This is a genomic window from Streptosporangium sp. NPDC020145 (assembly GCF_040631275.1).
Classification (GTDB): domain Bacteria; phylum Actinomycetota; class Actinomycetes; order Streptosporangiales; family Streptosporangiaceae; genus Streptosporangium.
The window spans coordinates 90,926-111,752 of record NZ_JBEXZT010000022.1 but is presented as its reverse complement, the minus strand read 5'-3'; the positions used below and the strand labels follow the sequence as shown (position 1 = coordinate 111,752).

The 20,827-nt window shown below is 72.9% G+C and carries 19 protein-coding genes; 10 read left to right on the top strand and 9 right to left on the bottom strand.

Going from position 1 to position 20,827, the window contains the following annotated elements:
• Together ABZ463_RS30975 and abc-f are read right to left on the bottom strand one after the other, a co-directional pair.
• On the bottom strand, window positions 1-954 hold the full coding sequence (locus tag ABZ463_RS30975) for an aminoglycoside phosphotransferase family protein (RefSeq protein ID WP_362781428.1): 954 nt from the start codon (window positions 952-954) through the stop codon (window positions 1-3).
• A 64-nt stretch (window positions 955-1,018) separates the two neighbouring features.
• A complete protein-coding gene (gene abc-f, locus ABZ463_RS30970; RefSeq protein WP_352012483.1) occupies window positions 1,019-2,662 on the bottom strand; it encodes a ribosomal protection-like ABC-F family protein in 1,644 nt (547 codons plus the stop codon).
• 362 nt (window positions 2,663-3,024) lie between these two features.
• Between abc-f and ABZ463_RS30965 the strand changes: the two genes are divergently transcribed.
• Complete coding sequence (locus ABZ463_RS30965; protein ID WP_362781425.1) at window positions 3,025-4,983, top strand: translation factor GTPase family protein; 1,959 nt, start codon at window positions 3,025-3,027, stop codon at window positions 4,981-4,983.
• Window positions 4,984-4,994: 11 nt separating this feature from the next.
• On the opposite strand, the gene ABZ463_RS30960 is transcribed toward ABZ463_RS30965, so the two are convergent.
• Window positions 4,995-6,212 carry an MFS transporter gene (locus ABZ463_RS30960; RefSeq protein ID WP_352012485.1) on the bottom strand — a complete coding sequence of 406 codons (1,218 nt, stop codon included), beginning with the start codon at window positions 6,210-6,212 and terminating at the stop codon, window positions 4,995-4,997.
• 65 nt (window positions 6,213-6,277) lie between these two features.
• Here ABZ463_RS30960 and ABZ463_RS30955 point away from each other — a divergent pair, with 65 nt between their 5' ends.
• A complete protein-coding gene (locus ABZ463_RS30955) occupies window positions 6,278-6,667 on the top strand; it encodes a MerR family transcriptional regulator (protein ID WP_352012486.1) in 390 nt (129 codons plus the stop codon).
• A gap of 19 nt (window positions 6,668-6,686) precedes the next feature.
• On the opposite strand, the gene ABZ463_RS30950 is transcribed toward ABZ463_RS30955, so the two are convergent.
• Window positions 6,687-7,370, bottom strand: coding sequence for a MerR family transcriptional regulator (locus ABZ463_RS30950; RefSeq protein WP_362781422.1), 684 nt, complete (start codon window positions 7,368-7,370; stop codon window positions 6,687-6,689).
• A gap of 90 nt (window positions 7,371-7,460) precedes the next feature.
• Here ABZ463_RS30950 and ABZ463_RS30945 point away from each other — a divergent pair, with 90 nt between their 5' ends.
• Window positions 7,461-8,636, top strand: coding sequence for an erythromycin esterase family protein (locus ABZ463_RS30945; RefSeq protein WP_362781420.1), 1,176 nt, complete (start codon window positions 7,461-7,463; stop codon window positions 8,634-8,636).
• A 12-nt stretch (window positions 8,637-8,648) separates the two neighbouring features.
• On the opposite strand, the gene ABZ463_RS30940 is transcribed toward ABZ463_RS30945, so the two are convergent.
• From ABZ463_RS30940 to ABZ463_RS30930, 3 genes are all read right to left on the bottom strand, one after another.
• Window positions 8,649-9,410: an SRPBCC domain-containing protein gene (locus ABZ463_RS30940; protein WP_352012489.1), complete on the bottom strand. Its 762-nt coding sequence runs from the start codon at window positions 9,408-9,410 to the stop codon at window positions 8,649-8,651.
• Window positions 9,410-10,024: a helix-turn-helix domain-containing protein gene (locus ABZ463_RS30935; RefSeq protein WP_352012490.1), complete on the bottom strand. Its 615-nt coding sequence runs from the start codon at window positions 10,022-10,024 to the stop codon at window positions 9,410-9,412. Before ABZ463_RS30935 ends, ABZ463_RS30940 begins: the two co-directional genes overlap by 1 nt.
• Before the next feature lie 62 nt (window positions 10,025-10,086).
• Window positions 10,087-11,442, bottom strand: a complete 1,356-nt coding sequence (locus ABZ463_RS30930; protein ID WP_362781417.1) for a serine hydrolase domain-containing protein — start codon at window positions 11,440-11,442, stop codon at window positions 10,087-10,089.
• A gap of 256 nt (window positions 11,443-11,698) precedes the next feature.
• On the opposite strand from ABZ463_RS30930, the gene ABZ463_RS30925 reads away from it, so the two are divergent.
• From ABZ463_RS30925 to ABZ463_RS30905, 5 genes are all read left to right on the top strand, one after another.
• The gene (locus ABZ463_RS30925; protein ID WP_362781415.1) at window positions 11,699-12,643 is read left to right on the top strand and encodes a DUF5996 family protein; all 945 of its coding nucleotides are present in this window, start codon (window positions 11,699-11,701) and stop codon (window positions 12,641-12,643) included.
• On the top strand, window positions 12,640-13,362 hold the full coding sequence (locus tag ABZ463_RS30920) for a hypothetical protein (protein WP_362781413.1): 723 nt from the start codon (window positions 12,640-12,642) through the stop codon (window positions 13,360-13,362). Before ABZ463_RS30925 ends, ABZ463_RS30920 begins: the two co-directional genes overlap by 4 nt.
• 79 nt (window positions 13,363-13,441) lie before the next feature.
• Window positions 13,442-15,661, top strand: a complete 2,220-nt coding sequence (locus tag ABZ463_RS30915; RefSeq protein WP_362781411.1) for an ATP-dependent RecD-like DNA helicase — start codon at window positions 13,442-13,444, stop codon at window positions 15,659-15,661.
• 154 nt (window positions 15,662-15,815) lie between these two features.
• Complete coding sequence (locus tag ABZ463_RS30910; protein WP_362781409.1) at window positions 15,816-16,793, top strand: alpha/beta hydrolase; 978 nt, start codon at window positions 15,816-15,818, stop codon at window positions 16,791-16,793.
• A gap of 195 nt (window positions 16,794-16,988) precedes the next feature.
• A complete protein-coding gene (locus ABZ463_RS30905) occupies window positions 16,989-18,179 on the top strand; it encodes an Ig-like domain-containing protein (RefSeq protein ID WP_352012708.1) in 1,191 nt (396 codons plus the stop codon).
• 45 nt (window positions 18,180-18,224) lie between these two features.
• Here ABZ463_RS30905 and ABZ463_RS30900 read toward each other — a convergent pair whose 3' ends face one another.
• Window positions 18,225-19,208 (bottom strand): radical SAM protein, encoded by a 984-nt coding sequence (locus ABZ463_RS30900; RefSeq protein ID WP_352012496.1) that lies wholly within the window; start codon window positions 19,206-19,208, stop codon window positions 18,225-18,227.
• 117 nt (window positions 19,209-19,325) lie between these two features.
• Here ABZ463_RS30900 and ABZ463_RS30895 point away from each other — a divergent pair, with 117 nt between their 5' ends.
• Together ABZ463_RS30895 and ABZ463_RS30890 are read left to right on the top strand one after the other, a co-directional pair.
• Window positions 19,326-19,652, top strand: a complete 327-nt coding sequence (locus tag ABZ463_RS30895) for a multidrug efflux SMR transporter (protein ID WP_352012497.1) — start codon at window positions 19,326-19,328, stop codon at window positions 19,650-19,652.
• Between the two features lie 31 nt (window positions 19,653-19,683).
• On the top strand, window positions 19,684-20,001 hold the full coding sequence (locus ABZ463_RS30890; protein WP_362781406.1) for a DUF952 domain-containing protein: 318 nt from the start codon (window positions 19,684-19,686) through the stop codon (window positions 19,999-20,001).
• A gap of 21 nt (window positions 20,002-20,022) precedes the next feature.
• Here ABZ463_RS30890 and ABZ463_RS30885 read toward each other — a convergent pair whose 3' ends face one another.
• Window positions 20,023-20,826, bottom strand: a complete 804-nt coding sequence (locus ABZ463_RS30885) for an ABC transporter permease (protein ID WP_352012499.1) — start codon at window positions 20,824-20,826, stop codon at window positions 20,023-20,025.
• Between the last annotated feature and the right edge of the window lies 1 nt (window position 20,827).

Below are 20,827 nucleotides of genomic sequence, written 5' to 3'. Positions count from 1 at the left end.
TCAGACGTTCACGCCGCCGGCGAAGGGTGTCGCCCGCCAACGGTCGACGGCGGGTTCGAGGTAGCCCATCAGCTCGGGCAGCTGCGGGACCAGCGTGAGGGCGGCGATGATCCGCAGCATGCCCAGGGCGTTGACGAAGGCGAGGACCTCCTCGTTGAGCGGTCTCATGCCGTTGCGCCGGGCGCCACGGTTGTAGGCGGCCTCGTGCTCGGGCCCGAGAGCGGCCAGGTCCCACTCGACGGGCCCCAGTGTGACCAGTTCGAAGTCGGCGTAGAGATCGCCGTCGACCGCGTTGACGATGTTCGCGGGCGGGCAGTCGCCGTGGACAGGCTGGAGGCCGACGCCGGGGAAGCGGGCCTCGAAGGCGCCGCGTGAGCGTACGAGGGGTTCGAGGAGGCGCCATTCGCGGCGGGCCCGGTCGAGTTCGGCCGCTCCGATCAGGCCGGGATGCCGGTCGAGCAGGGCGAGGCCGTCGGCGATGAACCGCGGGTCGGCCGCGGACAGGAACTCCAGGCGGCGGCCCGGGTAGGCGCGCAGCGCCGCGTGCAGGTCGGCGACGCTCTCGGCGTTCGCCACGTAGTCGGGTTCCTTGTCCCGCGCCTGTTCGACGAACGTCCAGAACGTCATCGAGAACCCGTCGCGTCGCACGGGTTCGCGCGGCACGAGCGGGCTGGGCGCGATCACGGGGACCCCCTGGTCGGCCAGCCACCGCGTGACGTCCAGCTCGTCCCGCTGGCGGCGCGCGAGGGCGGCCAGGTCGCCGGGGCGGGGCAGGACGGTGGGAACCCGGGCCACGACCGGCGAGGGCGCCAGGTGGACGACGACCGAGAAGACGTCGTGGAGCACCGTGGGGCCGGTGACGGTCAGGCCGAGATCACGCCCGGCCGTGACGGCCGCCTCGACGGCGGCGGCGGTGCGGTCGGCGCGCTGCTGTGGTGTCAGGAAAGTGGTCATAATCCCTTGTTTCGGTGCGTTGACGGATGTCAGGCGATTCAGGATGGAAGCAGGCCGGGCCGGGTCAGCGCCTGCGGCCGGCGTGCAGTTCCAGCCGCTCGGCTTCGAAGCGCGCACGGAAGCCCCGGTCGTGCGAGACCGCGACCACCGCCCCCGGGTACGCCGCGAGCGCGGACTGAAGGTCCTCGACCAGGTCGAGTGCGATGTGGTTGGTCGGTTCGTCGAGGACGAGAAGGTCCGCGGGCCGGGTCACCAGGGTCGCGATCTGCAACCGCCGCCGCTGCCCCGCCGACAGGGCGGCGACCGGGACGTGCAGGTCCTCCTCACGGAACAGGCCCAGGGACAGGAGCCGTTCGGCGTGCTCGTCCGGCGGCCCGGGCCGTCCCGCGGCGAACGCGGCGAGCAGCGTCAGCCGTGTGGTGTGCGCGGGCGGTTCCTGGGCGAGGTAGGCGATCCGGGCGGGCCGGTGTACCGTGCCCGCGTCCGGCGTCAGGTCGCCCGCCAGGACCCGCAGCAGCGTCGTCTTGCCCGCGCCGTTGTCTCCCGTGACCAGCAGCCGCTGTCCGGGCGTGATCGTCAGGAGCCCGTCCAGGCGCAGGCGTTCCCCGACCCGCACGCCGTCGAGCTCGGCGAGGGGGCCCTGCGCCGGGCCGCCGTCCACCGTCGGCGGCGCCGTCGTGAAACGAAGCGGTGCCGGCGGCCTGGCCACCGGGTCGCGCCGCAGCCGGTCCAGGCGCTCCCGCACCGAGCGCACCTGCCCGCCGAGCTTCGCCTCGCTGGAGCGGCGGTACTTGCCGAAGCCCTGCTTCGGGTCGCGGCCGGTGACGGCCAGCCTCCTGCCCGCGGCCCTGAGCAGTTCCTCCGCGCGGGCCACCTCCTGCGCCCAGTCGGTGTACCGCTGCTGCGCGCCACGCCGGGCGGCGGCCTTCGCGGCGCGGTAGCCGGCCCAGCCGTCGCCGTAGCGGTGCACGGTGCGCTCGTCCCGGTCGACCTCAAGGATCGTGGTGGCGATGCGCTCCAGGAAGCCACGGTCGTGGGTGACCGCGACGACGGTGCCGCGGTGGGCGCGCAGGTGCTCCTCCAGCCAGTGCACGGCCGCCGCGTCGAGGTGGTTCGTCGGTTCGTCCAGGAGCAGCAGTTCGGGGGCGGCGGCCAGGACGCAGGCGAGCGCGAGCCGGGACCGTTCGCCGCCGGACAGCGAGCCGAGCGGGCGCAGCCGGGTGATCCGGGCGAGGCCGAGCCCGTGCATCGCGGCGTCCACCCGGGCGTCCGCCGCGTATCCGCCGCGTCGCTCGTACGCGACGAGCAGCTCGCCGTACGCGGCGAGTTCCTCCTCCGAGGCGCCGGCGAGCGACTCCTCCGCGGCGCGGAGCCTTCGCTCCATGTCGCGCAGTTCGGCCAGGGCGAGGTCGACGGCGTCCTGCACGGTGCGGGCCGCGTCGAGGCCGAGGGTCTGGGCGAGGTGTCCGACGCCTCCGGGGAAGGCGACGGTGACCTGCCCGGCGTCCGGCGGCTCCGCCGCGGCGAGCAGCCGCAGCAGGGTGGACTTGCCGGAGCCGTTCTCACCGACGACGGCGGCCTTCTCACCCGGCCGGACGGTGAAGGAGACCTGGTCGAGGACGGTCCGGGTGCCGTAGCACTTGGTGACGTTCCTGACGGACAGCTGCGCCACGGCAGCGGGCAGGACGGTATGGGCGCGGTCGCGCATATGACTTTCCCTGATCGTACGAAGGGTCCACGGGCGGCAGAGACGGCGGCGTCGGCCGTGCCCGGACTCAGACGAAGAAGAGGAAAGCCATGTCCTCACCATAACAAGGCGAATCACCTCGCCTCAATTCATATGTGCCGTGACGTGCTCCGCGCCCGGCCGGTGACGCGCGCCAGAGCCCCTGCCCGCCGCGGACGCACGGCACCGGTCTGCTGGAGGCCGGAAATCCGGTTGCGCGTCCCGGACGCCCGGGTGGCATCATGAGGCGGTCCGGCACACCGATCGGGGAGAAGCAATGCGGCGAGTCTTCGGAACATCTCAGCCCCTTTTCCGGACGAGAGTTTTCGAGGACTTCTCCCAGCATGCCCACCGTGAACATCGGTCTTCTCGCCCATGTGGACGCCGGTAAGACCAGCCTGACCGAACGTCTCCTCTTCGACACCGGGGCCATCGGGCGCCTGGGCAGCGTCGATGAGGGAAGCACCCAGACCGACAGCGGCGACATCGAGCGCAGCCGAGGCATCACCATCCGTTCCGCGGTCGCCCCCTTCCGGGTCGGCGACCTGCAGGTCAACCTGATCGACACGCCGGGACACGCGGACTTCGTCGCCGAGGTCGAGCGCGCGCTCGGCGTGCTCGACGGCGCGGTGCTGCTGCTGTCGGCCGTCGAGGGGGTGCAGGCGCACACCCGGGTCCTGATGCGCGTCCTGCGCGGGCTGAAGCTGCCCACCCTGATCTTCGTCAACAAGGTCGACCGCCCCGGCGCCCGCCCGCAGGAGCTGCTCGAGCGGATGCGCCGCACGCTGTGGCCGTACCTGCTGCCCATGGCGTCGGTCGAGGGCGCCGGTACGGCGGGCGTGCGGGTGAGGCCTGCGCCGCCGCACGACGCGCGGGCGGCGGAGATCCTCGCCGAGCACGACGAGGAACTGCTCGAAGACCTCGTCGCGGGCCGCACCCCCGGGGCGGCGCGACTCGAGGCGGCGGTGGCCCGGCAGAGCGCGGCGGCCGTGCTGTACCCGGTGTTCTTCGGGTCGGCGCTGGGCGGCCAGGGCGTCGGCGGCCTCGTCGAGGGAATCCGCCGCTACCTGCCGGTGCCGCCCCCGGCGGGCGGCCAGGCGCGGGGGACGGTCTTCGCGATCGAGCCGGGGCCCTGCGGGGAGCGGGTCGCCTACCTGCGGCTGCGCTCGGGCGAGCTGCGCGTCCGCGAGCGCGTCACCTACCGGCGCCGCGAGCCGGGCGGCGGTACGGCCGAGCGCACCGAGCAGATCACCGCCCTGCGGGTCGTCGCGCCCGGCGCGGCCTCCTCCGGCGGCGACCCGGCCAGGGCGGGCGACATCGCCAGGGTGCGCGGACTGTCGGGGGTCCGTGTCGGCGACCTGATCGGCCCGCTGCCGCCCGGCTCCGCCGACGCCTGCTTCCCGCCGCCGAGCCTGGAGACGCTCGTACGGCCGCCGCGACGGAACCAGGCGGCCCGGCTGCGCGCCGCGCTGGTGCGCCTGGCGGATGAGGACCCGCTGATCCAGGCGCGCCTCACACCGGACGGGGCGACCTCGCTGCTGCTGTACGGGGAGGTGCAGAAGGAGGTCATCGCGGCCAGGCTGGAGCGCGAGTTCGGGGCCGGGGCCGTCTTCGAGCCCTCGACGCCGGTGTACACCGAGCGGCCCGCGGGGACCGGCGCGCTCTTGGAGGAGATGAACCACCGGCGCGGGGTGCCCGACTTCTGGGCGACGGTCGGGCTGCGGGTCGAGCCGGGCGCGCCGGGCTCCGGGGTGAGGTTCCGGCGCGAGGTCGAGCTGGGCGCGCTTCCGGCCGCCTTCGACCGGGCGATCGAGGAGAGCGTGCACGAGACCCTGGGGCAGGGCCTGTACGGCTGGCCGGTCACCGACTGCGCCGTCACGCTGACCCACAGCGGCTTCGGCGGGCCGGTCAGCACGGCGTCCGACTTCCGCGGCCTGACCCCGCTGGTCCTCATGGGCGCGCTGCGCCTGGCCGGGACCCGGGTCTACGAGCCGTGTCACTCCTTCGAGCTGGAGATCCCCGCCGAGGCGCTCGGCCCGGTCACCGCCCGGCTGGCCGCGCTGGGGGCGCGGCTGCACGGGTCGGCGGCCCGGGAGGCGGCCTGGTCGGTGGAGGGGGAGATCCCGGCCGGGGCCGTCCACGTGTTCCAGCGTGAACTGCCCGGACTCTCGCACGGTGAGGGGGTGTGGTGGTCGGCCCCCGGCGGGGACCGGCCGGTGAGCGGGCGCCCGCCCGCGCGTCCGCGCGCCGGCGGCGACCCGCTCGACCGGGAGGCCTATCTGCGTCATCTGGCGGGCAGGTGAGCCGGGCGCCCTCAGCGGGGGGCGCCTCGCCTCGCGGCGGGGAAGCCGCCGGTGCGGGCGCCGATCACGACGGCCAGCACCGGGACCAGCAGGGCCAGGACGCTCCACGGGAAGGAGCCGGGGCCCAGCAGTCCGAGCAGGACCGCCCCGGCGACCCCGCCCGCCGCCATGGCCGCGTTCCACAGGGTGACGAGCATGGCCTGCGCGGTGTCGGCCGCCTGGCCCGCCGCCACGGCCACGGCGGTCTGCAGCAGGGTCGGGGCGCCGCCGAAGCCGAGCCCCCACAGCGTCACCGCCGGGTAGACCAGCGCGGGATCGGCCCCCCGCACGGCCAGGACGGCCGCCGCCACGGAGAACAGGACGCTGGCCGCGACGATGAGGAGCCGTGGCCTGCGGTCGATGTGGGCGCCGACGATCCAGATGCTCACCATGGAGGCGGCGCCGAAGACCAGCAGCACGAGGTCGACGGAGCCGCCCATGCCGGACCGCCGCAGGAAGGTGGCGATGTAGGTGTAGAGGATGGTGTGGGCCAGCACCATGACCAGCGTCACGAACAGGATCGGCACCACGCCGGCGATCCTGAGGGTCGGCAGGATCGGGTGCCGGTCCCGGTGCCGCCGTCCCGGCCGGTCGGGGACCGCCACGGCGATCCACGCCAGCAGGACGGCGGCGATCACGGTGATCGCGGAGAAGGCGGCCCGCCAGCCGAGGAAGCCGCCCAGGAAGGTTCCCGCGGGCACGCCCAGGGACAGGGCGAGCGGGATGCCGGTCATGACGACCGCGATGGCCTTGCCCCGCAGGTGGGCGGGTGCGAGGTGGCCGGCGTAGCCCGCCAGCAGCGCCCACACCAGGCCCGCGGCCACTCCGGCGACGAACCGGCCCGCCAGGCTCAGCGCGAAGTACGGCGAGGCGGCGGTGACCGTGTTGGCGACGGCGAAGCCCGCGACCCCGGTCAGCAGCAGGCGTTTGCGCCGCCATCCGGCCGTGGCCGCGGTGAGGGGGATCGCCGCGACCGCCGTACCGATCGCGTAGATCGTCACCGCCTGTCCCATCGCGGACTCGCCGACCCCGAGGTCGGCGCCCATCGCGGGCAGCACACCCGCGGGCAGGGCCTCGGTCAGGACGGTGACGAAGGCGGCCGTGGCCAACGCGGCCAGAGCGGGCAGGGGTAGTCTCTGATCGCCGGCTCCCGCGACGGGCCCGGCTGATCGTGTGGTGTGGTTTCGCACGTTGCGTATGTTCAAACCATCACATTGATGTGAAGGTCAACGTGACAGGGTGTGAGGTAGGGCACATGCGGATCGGAGAGCTGGCCGAGCGTACCGGCACGCCCCGCAGGCTGCTGCGTTACTACGAGGAGCAGGGGCTGATCCTGCCCGAGCGCTGCGCCAACGGCTACCGCGCCTACGACGAGCGCCTGGTGGACCGGGTCATGCAGATCAGGGGCCTGCTGGACGCGGGGCTGCCGACCCGGATCATCAAGCAGATCCTGCCCTGCCTGGACAGGCCCAGGATCATCCACTTCTCCGACGCGACCCCGGAGATGATCGCCACACTGGAGCACGAGCGCGACCGGATGACCGAGCGCATCCAGTCCCTGACCCGTAACCGGGACGCCATCGCCGACTACCTCGACACGGTGCGCCTCACCCAGGACGACCCGGGCGTCGCCACGCGGAGCTGAACCGGGGCGCGAAGGCGCCTCAGGGTTCGAGGTCGCGGAGGTAGGCGTCCAGGGCCGCGGCGCCCGCGAGCATGGCGCGGCCCCGGGCCGCCAACCGCGCCCGCCACTCACCCAGGGCCGACTCCAGCGGGACGACACCCCCGGCGGCACGGACCTGGGCGATCAGCGGGGCGATCCGCTCCAGCGGGTAGCCGCCCCTCCTGAGCTGGTGGGCCAGCCGCACATCCCGCACCTCGGCCGCGCCGTACACCCGGTACCCCGTCTTCGGGTCGCGGCGCGGCCGCACCAGCCCGGCCTTCTCCCACTTGCGCAGCGTGGCCGGGCGCACGCCGAGCCTGCCGGCCAGAGGACCGATGAAGACGTCGCCGCGCTCCTGCGGCACGGGCACCAGGTCACCGAGCGCGACCTCGACCGCCTGGAGGGTGCGGCGGTCCTCAAGCGACTGGGCGTGACTGTCGTCGAGCAGCCGCAACGCCTCCTCGAGCGCGCCCCGGTTGACCGCCCGCATCACCGACGTCGCCGTCCGGTGGCCGTGCCCGGGCACCAGGGCCAGGAAGGCACGCAGCGCCCGCGCGTGCAACGGCGTGTAGACGCGGTAGCCGTGAACGGTGCGCCCGGCGGCCGGCAGCACCCCGTCCTGCTCGTAGTTCCTGACCGCCTGGGCGGACAGGCCGTGCTCACGCGCCAGGTCGACCGGCCTCATGAACGCACCACCGTTTGAAGGTCCACCAAGACGGACACCGGATTTTCCGCGGAAAGTTTACACCGGATGTTCAACGATACCGTTGAGGGAATGGACATCAAGGAAACCGCCTGGCCGCTCGACGGCGCGGGCGTGTCGGCCCTGCTGCGCTCGCTTCCCGCCCGCCCCCTGCTGCTCGGCCTGGGCGAGGCCAGGCATCTGGTGGAGGACCTGGGCAGCGCACGCAACGAGATCTTCCGGCACCTGGCCGAGCACGAGGGCTACCGCTGCTTCGCCATCGAGAGCGACTGCCTCATGGGCCTGCTGGTCGACGACTACGTCACGAGGGGAGAGGGCACCCTCGACGACGTCATGCGGCGCGGCTTCAGCCACGGCTTCGGCGCCCTGGAGGCCAACCGCGAACTCGTGCGCTGGATGCGCTCCCACAACGACAAGCACGACGACAAGCTTCGCTTCTTCGGCTTCGACGGCCCCCTGGAGTACTGGGCGGCGAGCCCGCGCCAGGCGCTCACCGCCCTGTACGACCTGCTGGAGGACCCGCCTGCCCGTACGGTCGTGACCCGCCAGACCCTTGAGGAACTGCTGGGCCCGGACGAGCGGTGGTCCGACGAGGCCACGGCCACGGACCCCTCCCGGTCGATCGGCCGCTCCGCCGAGGCCCTGCGGCTGCGCGTGATCGCCGACGACCTGGTGGCGCTGCTGGAGACGCAGGTCCCGCGGCTGAACCCCCGCGACAGGTGGCGGGCGGAGCTGTACGGGCGCACCGCCGTCGGCCTGCTGCGCTACCACCACGGGATGGCCGAGGACTCCCCGCACCGCTGGGGCCGCCTGTCGGCGCTGCGGGACGCGATGATGGCCGCCAACCTGAGCGCCGTCGCCGAACACGGCCCGGCCCTGGTCTACGCCAGCAACCTCCACCTGCAGCGCGGCGAAAGCCTGATGCCGTTCGGCGAGCGGACGCTGCGGTGGTGGGGCGCGGGGGCGATCACCGCGGCGCGCCTGGGCGACCGGTACGCCTTCCTGGCCTCGGCCTTCGGCACGGTCGGCGACGACGTCCCGCCCCCGGACACCGTCGAGGGCGCCCTGTCCGCGCTGCCGTGGGAACGCTGCCTCCTGGACGCCCGCCGCCTGGCCGAAACCGTCACCGCCGCCGGCTCCGGGCCGCGCCGTTCCCGCGACTTCGCCTACTTCCCGCTCGACCCGGCCCGCCTCGGCGCGGTCGACGGCGTCGTCTTCCTCAGGCGGGTCACCCCCACTCCCTTCTGACCCTCCCGCGCCTCAGGATGCCGGAAACAGCCGCTCCAGCCAGGCCTGCCAGGCCCGCCCCAGCTCCTGCTCACCTGCGCCGCCGGAGTAGACGTGATGGGCCAGGAACACCGCGTCGCCCCTGCGTTCCCCCGAGTGGAGGAACCGGTACAGCGCGTCGCCGGTGCGCACCCCCAGGCAGGAGAACGGGTCGGCGTAGTCGAGCACGCCCTCGATCGGCGCGAGCCCCTCGGGGGCGACGCTCACCGGCTCACCCACGGCGGCCGTCGCGGGCAGCCCGAGCGCGCCGGTCAGGGCGGCCCACGCCCGCTCGGGACCCGCGGCCCCCACCTTGAGCGCCGAGACCGGTGTGCCCCTGAGGCCGGGAAAGTGCCTCAGGTAGGCGGCCAGGGTGTGCAGGTACATGTCCCAGCCGGACTGCATGGCCTCGTACTCGCTCTCCCAGTCGCCCTCCAGGAAGCCCTCGTGCACCAGCCTGAGCACGGTGGAGCCCCTGTCGCGGCCCTCGACGAGCCACTCGAACGCCATGAACGTCCCGTCCTCGCCCCGGCCGGTGCGGTAGGCGAACCGGCCGGGCGGCTCCCAGGAGGTGATGGTCGCCTCCTCGACGGCGCCGCCGACGGTCAGCCGCGTCGAACCGCCCTGCCGGGGTTCGATCCGGCTGCGCCCCATGAACCAGGAGTCGACCCCGGGCCCGGTGGCGATGGCCTGCCAGACCTCCTCGGGGTCGGCCGCCAGCTCGACCTGCCTGCGCACCTCGAACTCGTGGCCCATCACGGCTCCTTACGGCCCGGCGCCCCCGGGGCCCGGGAGTCGGGACTGGGGTGGACGGCGACGATGAGCCGGTGCTCACGCCCGCCGGGGGCGTCCTCGTCGTGATACTTGCCGACGAGGGCGCCGACGGCGGCGGCGAGCTCCTCGGCGAAGGCGGCGCGCTGGGCCGCCGAGGCGAAACGGACGTGGCCGTCGATGGTCAGGGTCGCCAGCCGTTTACGGGCCTGGGCCGCACCGCCGATGAGCTCGCCGACCTCACGGACCAGCCGGGCGGCGACCGCCAGCAGCCAGCGGGCCGACAACGCGTCGGGGGAGCGGTCCGGGTCGGGCTGCACCGCGGCCAGCGCCAGCGGGGAGATGACGTAGGAGGCCGCCGTCGCCCGCATCACCCGCTCGGTCATGTTGCCCTTGCGGCGCTCCTCGACCAGCTCGATCAGCCCGTGCCGCTCCAGGGCCCGCAGGTGGTAGTTGACCTTCTGCCGGGGCAGGCCCAGCCGGGCGGCCAGCATCGTGGCCGACGCCGGCTGCGACAACTCCGCCAGCAACCGCCCCCGCACCGGGTCAAGGGAGGCCTCGGCCGCCGCCGGGTCCTCGATCACCGCCACTTCCAGCATGCCCCAACCCTCTCACCGACAATATTTGCCGTCAAAGCGCCGGCGGCCGTACGGCGGGGCCGTCAGCCCCGCCAGCCTCCCTCGTCGACCCCGCCGGGCACCTCGGCCGCCGGGTCGTAGGGGGTGCGGGTGAACACGAAGGTGTTGAGGTCGAGGTGGCTGACCGACCCGTCGGCGCCGCGCACCACGCTGAGCCGCTCCCCGGCGTAGTAGCCGTCCAGGCCGAGCCAGGTCCCGTCGTCCTGGGCGACGAAGCGCGAGGCCCGCCCCGCGGCGCCGATCGGGGCCAGCGACAGGCCCCGGTCGGGCAGCAGCCGCAGCGCGTAGGCGCTCGGCCCCCAGTACCACGGCCCGGTCAGCTCCAGCAGGCCCGCCTCGGCCGCCGAGGGCCGCCACTCGGCGGGCATGCGCGGCTCGTGCTCGTCCAGGACGGCCAGCATCTCGCCCAGGAACGTACGGCTCATCCCCGAGGTGGAGTTGGTCAGGAACAGCACCCCGGTGCGGTCGCCCGGGTCGGCCCACACGGTGGCCAGGAAGCCCGGCATGGAGCCGGTGTGCCCGGCCAGGCGCCGCCCGCCCGCGCGGGCCAGCTGCAGGCCCAGCCCGAACCCGCCGGTCCAGGCGTCGCCGTCGTCGACGATCGCGGGCTCGCGCATCTCGGCGACCGTCGCCGGGTCCAGCACACCGCCGGTGTCCCCGGCGACGAACGCCGCCCACCGGGCCAGGTCGGCGGCGGTGGACCAGAACTGCCCCGCCGGGGCCATGGCGAGCGCGTCGTGCTCGGGTTCGGGCAGCAGGACGTCGGCCCACGGGTGGACGGCGTAGCCGTGGGCGTGCGGGGCGCTCGGCCGGGTGGTGGTGCGGTCCATGCCCAGCGGCTGCAGCACCTCCGCGCGCACGGCCCGCGCCCAGTCCGTCCCGCGCTGCCTGGCGACGAGCTCGCCCAGCAGGGCGAAACCGAGGTTGGAGTAGTGGAAACGGCGGCCGGGCCGGTGGCGGGAGGTCTGCGGGCCAAGCCGGGCGATGAGCTCCTCGACCGGCACGCCCGGGGTGCGCTCCCACCACTGCCCCGGCGGCTCGGCGGTCAGCCCGCCGGTGTGCGAGAGCAGCTGCGCGACGGTCACCTCCCCGACGGGCGTGCCCGGCACGTGCTTGCCGATCGGGTCGAGCAGGTCGACGCGGCCCTCGTCGCGCAGCCGCATGACCACGACGGCCACCATGCTCTTGGTGATCGAGCCGATCCGGTACTGGGTGTCGCGGGAGGGGGCCTCCTCGCCCACCAGGCCGCGCGAGCCGAACCAGGCCAGGCTCCCGTCGCGCACCACGGCCGCCGCCAGGGACGGCAGCCGCGACTCGGCCTGCTCGACCGCGACCCTGCGCAGCAGCGCCCGAGCCGTACTCTCCAGAAGCGGCGACATCAGACTGATACCTCCCCGACACGACGTGTGTGCTCAGGCTAGTGCCCGGGAGCCCCGGCGGCACCCGCGAGAACGAGCCCGCGGCGCTCGCCCGGGGCCGCCCGTGGGCCGTCCCCCGGATCATCCGCCGGCCGCCGCGGGGCGGCCGGGGACCCCTCCCCACCCCCGTGATCACTATAAGTCATGATATGACTACTTTTAGTGTGATGGCTGAGAGGGATGCGGGACCGGCCGGCCCCGCGCCGAGGGGGCAGCGATGGACACGACCGAGTGGTTTCCCGCCATGCCACTGCAGGAGTGGGAGAGCACCAAGGAGACCCTGCACCGGTTCACCCAGATCGTCGGCAAGGTACGGCTCGCCGAGAGCACCCGCCACAACCACTGGTGGAACGTGCCCTTCCACCTGACCGGGCGGGGCATCACCACCCGCCCCTCCGGGGGGTTCGGCGGCGCTCCGGTCTTCACGATCGACTTCGACTTCGTCGCCCACACCCTGGCCGTCAACCGCCTGGACGGACGCGGCGTGACGTTCAGCCTCGTCGGCCACTCGGTCGCCTCCTTCTACCGGACCCTGTTCGAGGTGCTGGAGGACCTGGGCGTCACCACCCGCATCGAGGCCGAACCGTTCGGCCTCACCGACGCCACCCCCTTCGCCCAGGACGCCAAGCACGCCGACTACGACCCGGCGCTGGTCAACCGCTACTGGCGCGTCCTGACCCAGGTCGGCCTGGTGCTGGACCGCTTCGCGGCGGGCTTCTGCGGCAAGGTCAGCCCGGTCCACCACTTCTGGCACACCTTCGACATCGCCGTGACCCGCTTCTCCGGCCGCCCGGCGGGCCCCCAGCCCCAGGCCGACCCCGTCACCCGGGAGGCCTACTCCCGCGAGGTGATCAGCAGCGGCTTCTGGTTCGGCGACGAGGCGATGCCCTGGCCCGCCTTCTACTCCTACACCGCCCCCGAACCCGAGGGCCTGGCCGGGGAACCGCTGCGGCCAGAGCAGGCGGCCTGGCTGCCGCAGCGGGGCAGCCACCTGGCGGTGCTGCGCTACGACGACGCGCGCGCCCACGACGACCCGGTGGCCACCGTGCTCGACTTCCTCGACAGCGCCTACCAGGCGGGCGCCCGCCGCGCCGGCTGGAACGGGGCGCTGCTCATCAGCCCGCCCGGCGTCACCGACGCCCTCCTGGAGGAGGAGCCGTGACCCGGCCGTCCGTCCGGGTGGCCCTCTGGGCCTCCGCCGGGGCCGTGGCCTGCGGCGCGCTCGCCGCGACCCCGGCACCCCCCACCACCCCGGCCACGGCGACACCCACGGCGACACCCACCGTGACGCCCACGGCGACATCCACGACGGCGCGGCCCGCCGTACCGCCCGGCACCGCGCCGCAGGGCTTCACACGCATCGGCGGCCCCGCCAACGGGCTCACCGTCGCCGTCCCGCAGGACTGGGTCGCCCTCGACCTGTCCAGGGACGACCTCGACAAGAGCCTCACCTCCATCGGCCTGTCCGGCGAGGCCCTGGAACAGGCCAGGCGAAGCCTGCGCCCGCTGGTGGCCAACAAGGCGGTCTGGGCCTCCGACCGCACCTCCGCCGCGACCTCCCCCAACCGCTTCGCCACCAACCTCAACGCCTTCTGCCAGGAGAGCCCGGACGTGCCCGCCGACCAGATCGTCGCCGACGTCAAACGGCAACTGGGCCAACTCGGCGCCACGATCTCCCAGGCGGGCGAGGTCCCGATCGACGACGGCACCGCCGTGCGGGTGGTCTACCGGCTGCCCTCCCGCGGCATCGACATCAGAGGCACCCAGTACTACACCCGCTCCTCCTCCTCGGGCAGGACCTGCATCCTGACCCTCAGCACCGACAAGGACGGCCTGCAACCCCTGTTCGACCGGATCGGCAGGACCCTCACCCCCCGGTGAGGCACCACCCGGAACCGAAATTGCCGATCAACCGCGTTCACTCCTACGCTGGGGGCGACATTCGGCAGGGAGGTCACCGGTGGCACGCGAGGACGGTTCCGCACCCCCCGGCACCAGCATCTCCGGAGTCCTCGAACGGATCACCTACGCCAACGAGGAGACCGGCTACACCATCGCCAGGGTCGCCACCGAACGGTCGGGAGACGACCTGCTGACCGTCGTCGGGCCGCTGCTGGGCGCCCAGCCGGGGGAGTCGCTGCGCCTGACCGGCCGCTGGAGCACCCACCCCCGCTACGGCAGGCAGTTCGAGGTGTGGTCCTACGCCACCGTGCTGCCCGCCACCGTGCAGGGCATCCAGCGCTACCTGGGCTCCGGCCTGATCAAGGGCATCGGGCCGAAGATGGCCGAGCGGATCGTCGCCCACTTCGGGACCGACACCCTCGACATCATCGAGACCGTCCCCGAACGACTGGTCGAGGTCCCCGGCCTCGGCCCCAAACGAACCAAGATGATCGCCGCCGCCTGGGAGGAACAGAAGATCATCAAAGAGGTGATGATCTTCCTGCAGGGCGTCGGGGTGACCACCTCCATCGCCGTGCGGATCTTCAAGCAGTACGGCGAGGCCTCCATCACCGTCGTCAGGAGCCAGCCGTACCGGCTGGCCGACGACGTGTGGGGGATCGGCTTCAAGACCGCCGACACCATCGCCCAGGCCGTCGGCATCCCGCACGACAGCCCCGAACGCGTCAAGGCCGGGCTGCGCTACACCCTGTCCCAGGCCGCCGACGACGGCCACTGCTACCTGCCCGCCCCCAACCTCGTCGCCGACGCCGTCAAGATCCTCCAGGTCCCCGCGGAGCTGACCGTCCAGTGCCTGGAGGAGCTCGTCGCCGAGGAGGGCGTGGTCCGCGAGGAGATCCCGGCCGGTGACACCGTCGTCCCCGCCGTCTACCTCGTCCCCTTCCACCGCGCCGAACTGTCCCTGGCCGGCGCGCTGCGCGCCCTGCTGAACTCCGGCCACGACCGGCTGGAGGCCTTCAAGACCGTCGAGTGGGACACCGCCCTGACCTGGCTGCGCAAACAGACCGGCGCCGACCTGGCCGAAGAGCAGGCCCAGGCCGTACGGCTGGCGCTGAGCGAGAAGGTCGCGGTGCTGACCGGCGGCCCCGGCTGCGGCAAGAGCTTCACCGTCCGCTCCATCGTCACCCTGGCCCGCGCCAAGAAGGCCAAGGTCATCCTGGCCGCCCCCACCGGCAGGGCCGCCAAACGCCTGTCGGAGCTGACCGGCCACGAGGCGACCACCGTGCACCGGCTGCTGCAGCTGCGCCCCGGCGGCGAGGCCACCTTCGACCGCGACAACCCCCTGGACGCCGACCTCGTCGTGGTCGACGAGTCCTCCATGCTGGACCTGCTGCTGGCCAACAAACTGGTCAAGGCCGTCGCCCCCGGCACCCACCTGCTGTTCGTCGGCGACGTCGACCAGCTTCCCTCCGTCGGCGCCGGCGAGGTCCTGCGCGACCTGCTGGCCGCCCAGGAGCAGATCCCCCGCGTACGGCTGACGCACATCTTCCGCCAGGCCCAGGAGTCGGGCGTGGTCACCAACGCCCACCGCGTCAACACCGGCCTGCCCCCGGCCCTGGAGGGCATGAAGGACTTCTTCCTGTTCCCCTGCGAGGAACCCGAGGAGATCGCGGCGCTGACGGTCGACGTGGTGGCCAGCCGCATCCCCCGCAGATTCGGCCTCAACCCGCGCCGCGACGTGCAGGTCCTGGCGCCGATGCACCGGGGCGCCGCCGGGGCGGGCAACCTCAACACCGTGCTGCAGGAGGCCCTGACCCCCTCCAGGGAGGGCATGCCGGAACGCCGCTACGGCGGGCGCGTCTTCCGGGTCGGCGACAAGGTCACCCAGCTGCGCAACAACTACGACAAGGGCGCCGCCGGGGTGTTCAACGGCACCGTCGGCACCGTGGTCGACATCAGGCCCGACGACCACAGGCTGACCGTGCTGACCGACGAGGAGGAGAACGTCGAGTACGCCTTCGACGAACTCGACGAACTCGCCCACGCCTACGCGGTCTCCATCCACCGCTCCCAGGGCAGCGAATACCCCGCGGTGGTCATCCCGCTGGCCACCAGCGCCTGGATGATGCTGCAGCGCAACCTGCTCTACACCGCGATCACCCGCGCCAAGAGACTCGTCGTCATCGTCGGCTCCCGCCGCGCACTGGCCCAGGCGGTGCGCACCCGCGGCGCCGGGCGCCGCCACACCAGCCTCACCCACCGCCTGCGCTCACCCTGACCCCGGGCGGCCCTCCCGCGGGGCCCGGCGGGCGGTGACTTGGACGTCACGCATCCGTTCATGCGCGTGCGTGTCCAAGTCACCGCCCGCGCCCGGCCCGGCCGCGCCGGCGCCGGGCATCATGGGGCCGACCCGATCTGAGGAGAGCCCCCTGATGCCCTACGGATTCGACCCCGAGCTCGCTCCGTTCACCGCCGACCTGCTGCCCGAGCACGACCTTCGTGACACGGTGACCTCCCGGCAGGTCCTCAAGGAGTTCTTCAGCTCGATGCCCGGCGGCTTCCCCGACACCGTGACGGTCGAGGACCGCCACATCCCCGGCCCCGGCGGGCCGGTACGGGTGCGCCTGTACGCCCCGCGCGAGCGCTCGGCCGAACCGGCCCCGGCGATGGTCTTCATCCACGGCGGCGGCTTCATCGTGGGCCAGATCGAGATGGGCGACGCGCTGCTGGCCTCCCTGGCCGAGACCATGGGCGTGGTGTCGGTCTCCGTCGACTACCGCCTCGCCCCGCAGGACCCCTACCCCGCCGGCGTCGAGGACTGCTACGCCGCGCTGGTGTGGACCGCGCAGAACGCCGCGGAACTCGGCGTCGACCCGGCGCGGATCGCCGTGGGCGGGGAGAGCGCGGGCGGCGGCCTGTCGGCCGCGGTCGCACTGCTGGCCAGGGACCGCGGCGGCCCCGCGCTGTGCCTGCAGTACCTCGGCATCCCCGAACTCGACGACCGCCTGGACACCCCCTCCATGCGCGCCTTCGTCGACACCCCCGGCTGGAGCCGCGACAAGGCCGAGATCAGCTGGGACTACTACCTCGGCCGGGCCCACCGGCCCGGCGGCGACGACGTCCCGATCTACGCCGCCCCGGCCAGGGCCGAGGACCTGTCGGGGCTTCCCCCGGCGTACGTGGTGGTGTGCGAGTTCGACCCGCTGCGCGACGAGGGCCTGGCCTACGCCGCCAGACTCGTGCAGGCCGGGGTCCCGGTCGGCCTGCACATGTACCCGGGGACCTTCCACGGCTGCTCCTGGGTCCCCGACGCCCAGGTCTCCCGCCGGATGCAGGACGACCTGATGTACGCCCTGCGCCGCGCCTTCCACCCGGTCAAGGCCCCCACCGCGCCCGGAACGGCGCTGTGAGCCTTCTCACGAACATCCGGTGAACACCGTGCCTCACCCGCCCGGGTGAGGCACGAACCGGCCGGAACGGCCGCCCCCGTCACCGAAAGTAACCTAAATGTGATTCAACTCTCACGAACCGTGCATAGTACTCCAGCGTCACCTATTAGAGTTTTTAGACGCACTTTGCGGTTGGGGGAGAGAGCTGTGCTGAACATGGAACGCCGTGACCTGAGGAAACCGCTGGCCGCACTGGGCCTGGCCGCCGCCCTGCTGGCCACCTCCTGCTCCGGCGGCACCCCGGCGGCACCCGGCGCCGCAGGCACCCCCGGCGGCGAGACGGCCACCCCCACACCCGCCGCCCCCACCATCAGGATCAGCCCCGCCCAGGGCGGCGCCGCCGTACGGCCCGACCGCAAGGTCGTCGTCACCGCCGACGGCGGCGCCCTGGAGGAGGTCACCGTGCAAAGCGGCAGCCACAAACTCGAAGGCGACTTCGACGCCCAGCGCACCAAGTGGACCTCCACCGTGCCCATGGAACCCTCCAGCACCTACGACGTCTCCGTCCGCACCGTGGACGGCACCACCGCCACCAGCACCTTCACCACACTCAAACCGAAGGTGGAACTGGCCGTCGCCGACGTCACCCCGGCCATCAAGGGCGAGAAGGTCGGCGTGGGGGCGCCGATCATCGTCACCTTCAACCAGCAGGTCGCCAACAAGGCCGCCGTGGAGAAGGCCCTGGAGGTCAAGGCGGAGAAACCCGTCCCCGGCGCCTGGCGGTGGATCAACGACACCACCGTGATCTACCGCACCGCCAAGTACTGGCCCGCCCACCAGAAGGTCACCTTCACCGCCCGCATCAAGGGCGTCCGCGGTGGCAAGGACATGTACGGCGTCAAGAACCTCACCAAGGTCATCCGCATCGGCGCCGCCCAGATCTCCGTCGTCGACACCCGCAAGCACAAGATGATCGTCAGACGCGACGGCAAGGTCGTGCAGACCATGCTGATCAGCGCGGGCAAGGGCGACACCCGCGAGTACACCACCACCAGCGGCGTCCACCTCACCATGGGCAAGGCCAACCCCGAACGGATGATCTCCCCGGGCCGCAAGAAGGGCGACCCCGGCTACTACGACCTGATGATCAACCACGCGGTGCGCTTCTCCAACAGCGGCGAATACGTCCACGCCCTCAACAACGTCTGGGCCCAGGGCCGCCAGAACGTCAGCCACGGCTGCGTCAACGCCCGCCCCGACCAGGCCAAATGGTTCTACGACCAGGTCCAGCGCGGCGACGTGATCACCATCACCGGCACCACCCGGCAACTGGAGTGGAACAACGGCTGGGGCTTTTGGCAGATGCCGTTCAAGGAGTGGCGCAAGGGCAGCGCCCTCAAGGCCTGACCACCCGCCCCTCCGGCGAGGCCGCGCCGCCACGGCGCGGCCACCTCACAACAGGCTGATCTGCGTCGGCGCCGGAAGCGCCAGCGGCAACGGCTGCTCCGGCCGCGTCGGGCTCAGACCGTAACGGGCGGCCACCTGCAGCACCTGCCCCACCACCGCCCGCACGTACACCGGATCGGCCTCCGCCCCCGCGGCGTACAACTCCCCGTACCGGGCCACCAGCCCCGGATGATGCTCACCCACCCACGCCATGTACCACTCCCGCGCCCCCGGCGGCAGCCGCAGCACCCGCGGCGTCAGGCTGACCGCCCCCGCCGCCGCCACCCGCCGCACCGTCGCGGAGATCTGGTCGGGGGAGTCGGTCAGCAACGGCAGGATCGGCGCCATCTCCACCCCGCTGGGCACCCCCCGCCCGTTCAGCTCCTCCACCAGCTCCAGCCGCCGCTGCGCGTCCGGCACCCCCGGCTCCACCCCACGCCGCACCCGGTCGTCGACGAACGCGATCGAGACCACCACCCCCGCCCCCGGCGCCCCCGCCAGCAGATCGGCGTCCCGCAGGATCAGCGTCCCCTTGGTGTGCACCGTGAACGGCGCCCCCGCCTCACGCAACGCCGCCACCACCCCCGGCATCAGCCGGTAGACCTCCTCGACCCCCTGATAACAGTCACCCGCCATCCCCACGGCGACATGCTCACCGTCCCACCGGGAGACCAGCTCCGCACGCAACCGCCGCACGATGTTGGTGCGCACCACGATCCGCGAGTCGAACCCGGCACCGCCGTCCAGCCCGAGCCGGCGATGACCGTGCCGCGCCGAACAGTAACGGCACCCCCCGGCACACCCCTGATAGGGACTCACCGTCCACCCCTGCCCCGTCCGCTCAAGCGCCGTACGGGCCTGCACCTCGTAACAGGTCACCGCGCCGTGCACCCGGGTCACCGCCGAACGCGCGATCCGCGGCCCACCCCTGGCGGGCTCGGGCAACAGGGCGGGAGCCTCCCAACGCATGCCGCTCAGTGGAACACGCATTCGACACCCCTCGCAAGTGAAACCGCCGCACCGGGTTTCCGGCCCCCAACCCCGCCAGAAATGGTACGGTCATGCCGGTTTCGGAGGGGATGTAAGCAGAATTCGGGAGAGTGACCCATGGCGTGGCTGCTCCTGGCGGGAGCCATCATCGCCGAGATCACGGCGACCACCGCCCTGAAGTTCAGCGACGGCTTCACCCACAAAGGATGGGCACTGCTCGTCGTCGCCGGATACGCCACCGCGTTCGCCCTGCTCGGCCAGGCCCTCAAACGCCAGCTGGAGATCGGCACCGCCTACGCCGTCTGGTCCGGCGCCGGCACCGCCGCCATCGCCGTCATCGGCATGCTCTTCCTCGGCGAAAGCCTCACCCTCGTCAAAGCCGGCGGCATCGCCCTCATCATCGGGGGAGTGGTCCTGATCAACCTCGCCGGCAGCGCCCCCTGACGACCCGCCCCCTCAAGGAAAGGCCCGCCCCATGACCATCCTGCACCTGGCCCTGGCCGCCGACTGGGACGCCGCCCAGCCCCAGGGGGAGTACCGCGTCTCCACCCTGGGCCGCACCCTCGAACAGGAGGGCTTCATCCACGCCTGCTGCGACCGCACCCAGCTCGACGGCGTCGCCGGCCGCTTCTACCGCGACGTCACCCAGCCCCTGCTCGTCCTGACCATCGACCCGGCCGGCCTCGACGTCCGCCTGGAGACCCCCGCAGGCTCAGCCGAGACCTTCCCCCACATCTACGGCCCGCTGCCCCTCACCGCCGTCGTCTCCGCCACCCCCTACGCCCCCGCCTGACCACCCCCGATCACACCCCGGTCACCGGCACAGCACCCGCTCCAGCCGCCGCGCCGCCACCCACAACCCCACCGCCGCCATCACCAGCAGATACGCCGCGTGCCCCGCCAGCCCCCAGCCGGGCAACCCCGCCGCCAGCCCCCGCACCAACTCCACCGCGTGGAACAACGGCGCCGCCTCGACCACCGCCCGCAACACCGGGGGATAGTCCCCGACCGGCGAGAACGTCCCGGAGAACAGGAACAACGCGAACTGGCCCGTACTCACCAGATCGAAGTCCTGCCAGCCCCGCATCACCGTGCTGACGGCCATCCCCACCGCACCGAACGCCAGCCCCACCAGCAACGCCGCCGGAAAGGCCGCCAGCGCCCACCCGGCCCGCGTCAGCCCCATCGCCGTCATCACCACCAGGAACGCCCCCGTGTAGAGCGCACTGCGCGCCAGCGCCCACGCCAGCTCACCCAGCGCCACCTCCAACGGCCGCACCGGCGTCGCCAGAATCGCCTCGAACGTCTTGGCGTACCTCATCTTGAAGAAGAAGTTGAACGTCGTCTCCGACAACGCCCCCGACATCGCCGAGACCGCCAGCATCGCCGGCGCCACGAACACCGCGTAACCCACCGTCCGCCCGTCGCCCAGCCGCAGCTCACCGACCAGCGCCCCGACCCCCACACCGATCGACAGCAGATACAGCACCGGTTCGAAGAACCCCGAGGCCAGCACCAGCCAATACGCCGGACCCGACCGCAGCGCCCCCACGTTGCGCCCGGCCACCGCCCCCACCCGCGCCGGAGAGACCCGCACGGCCAGCACCGCAGAAACCATG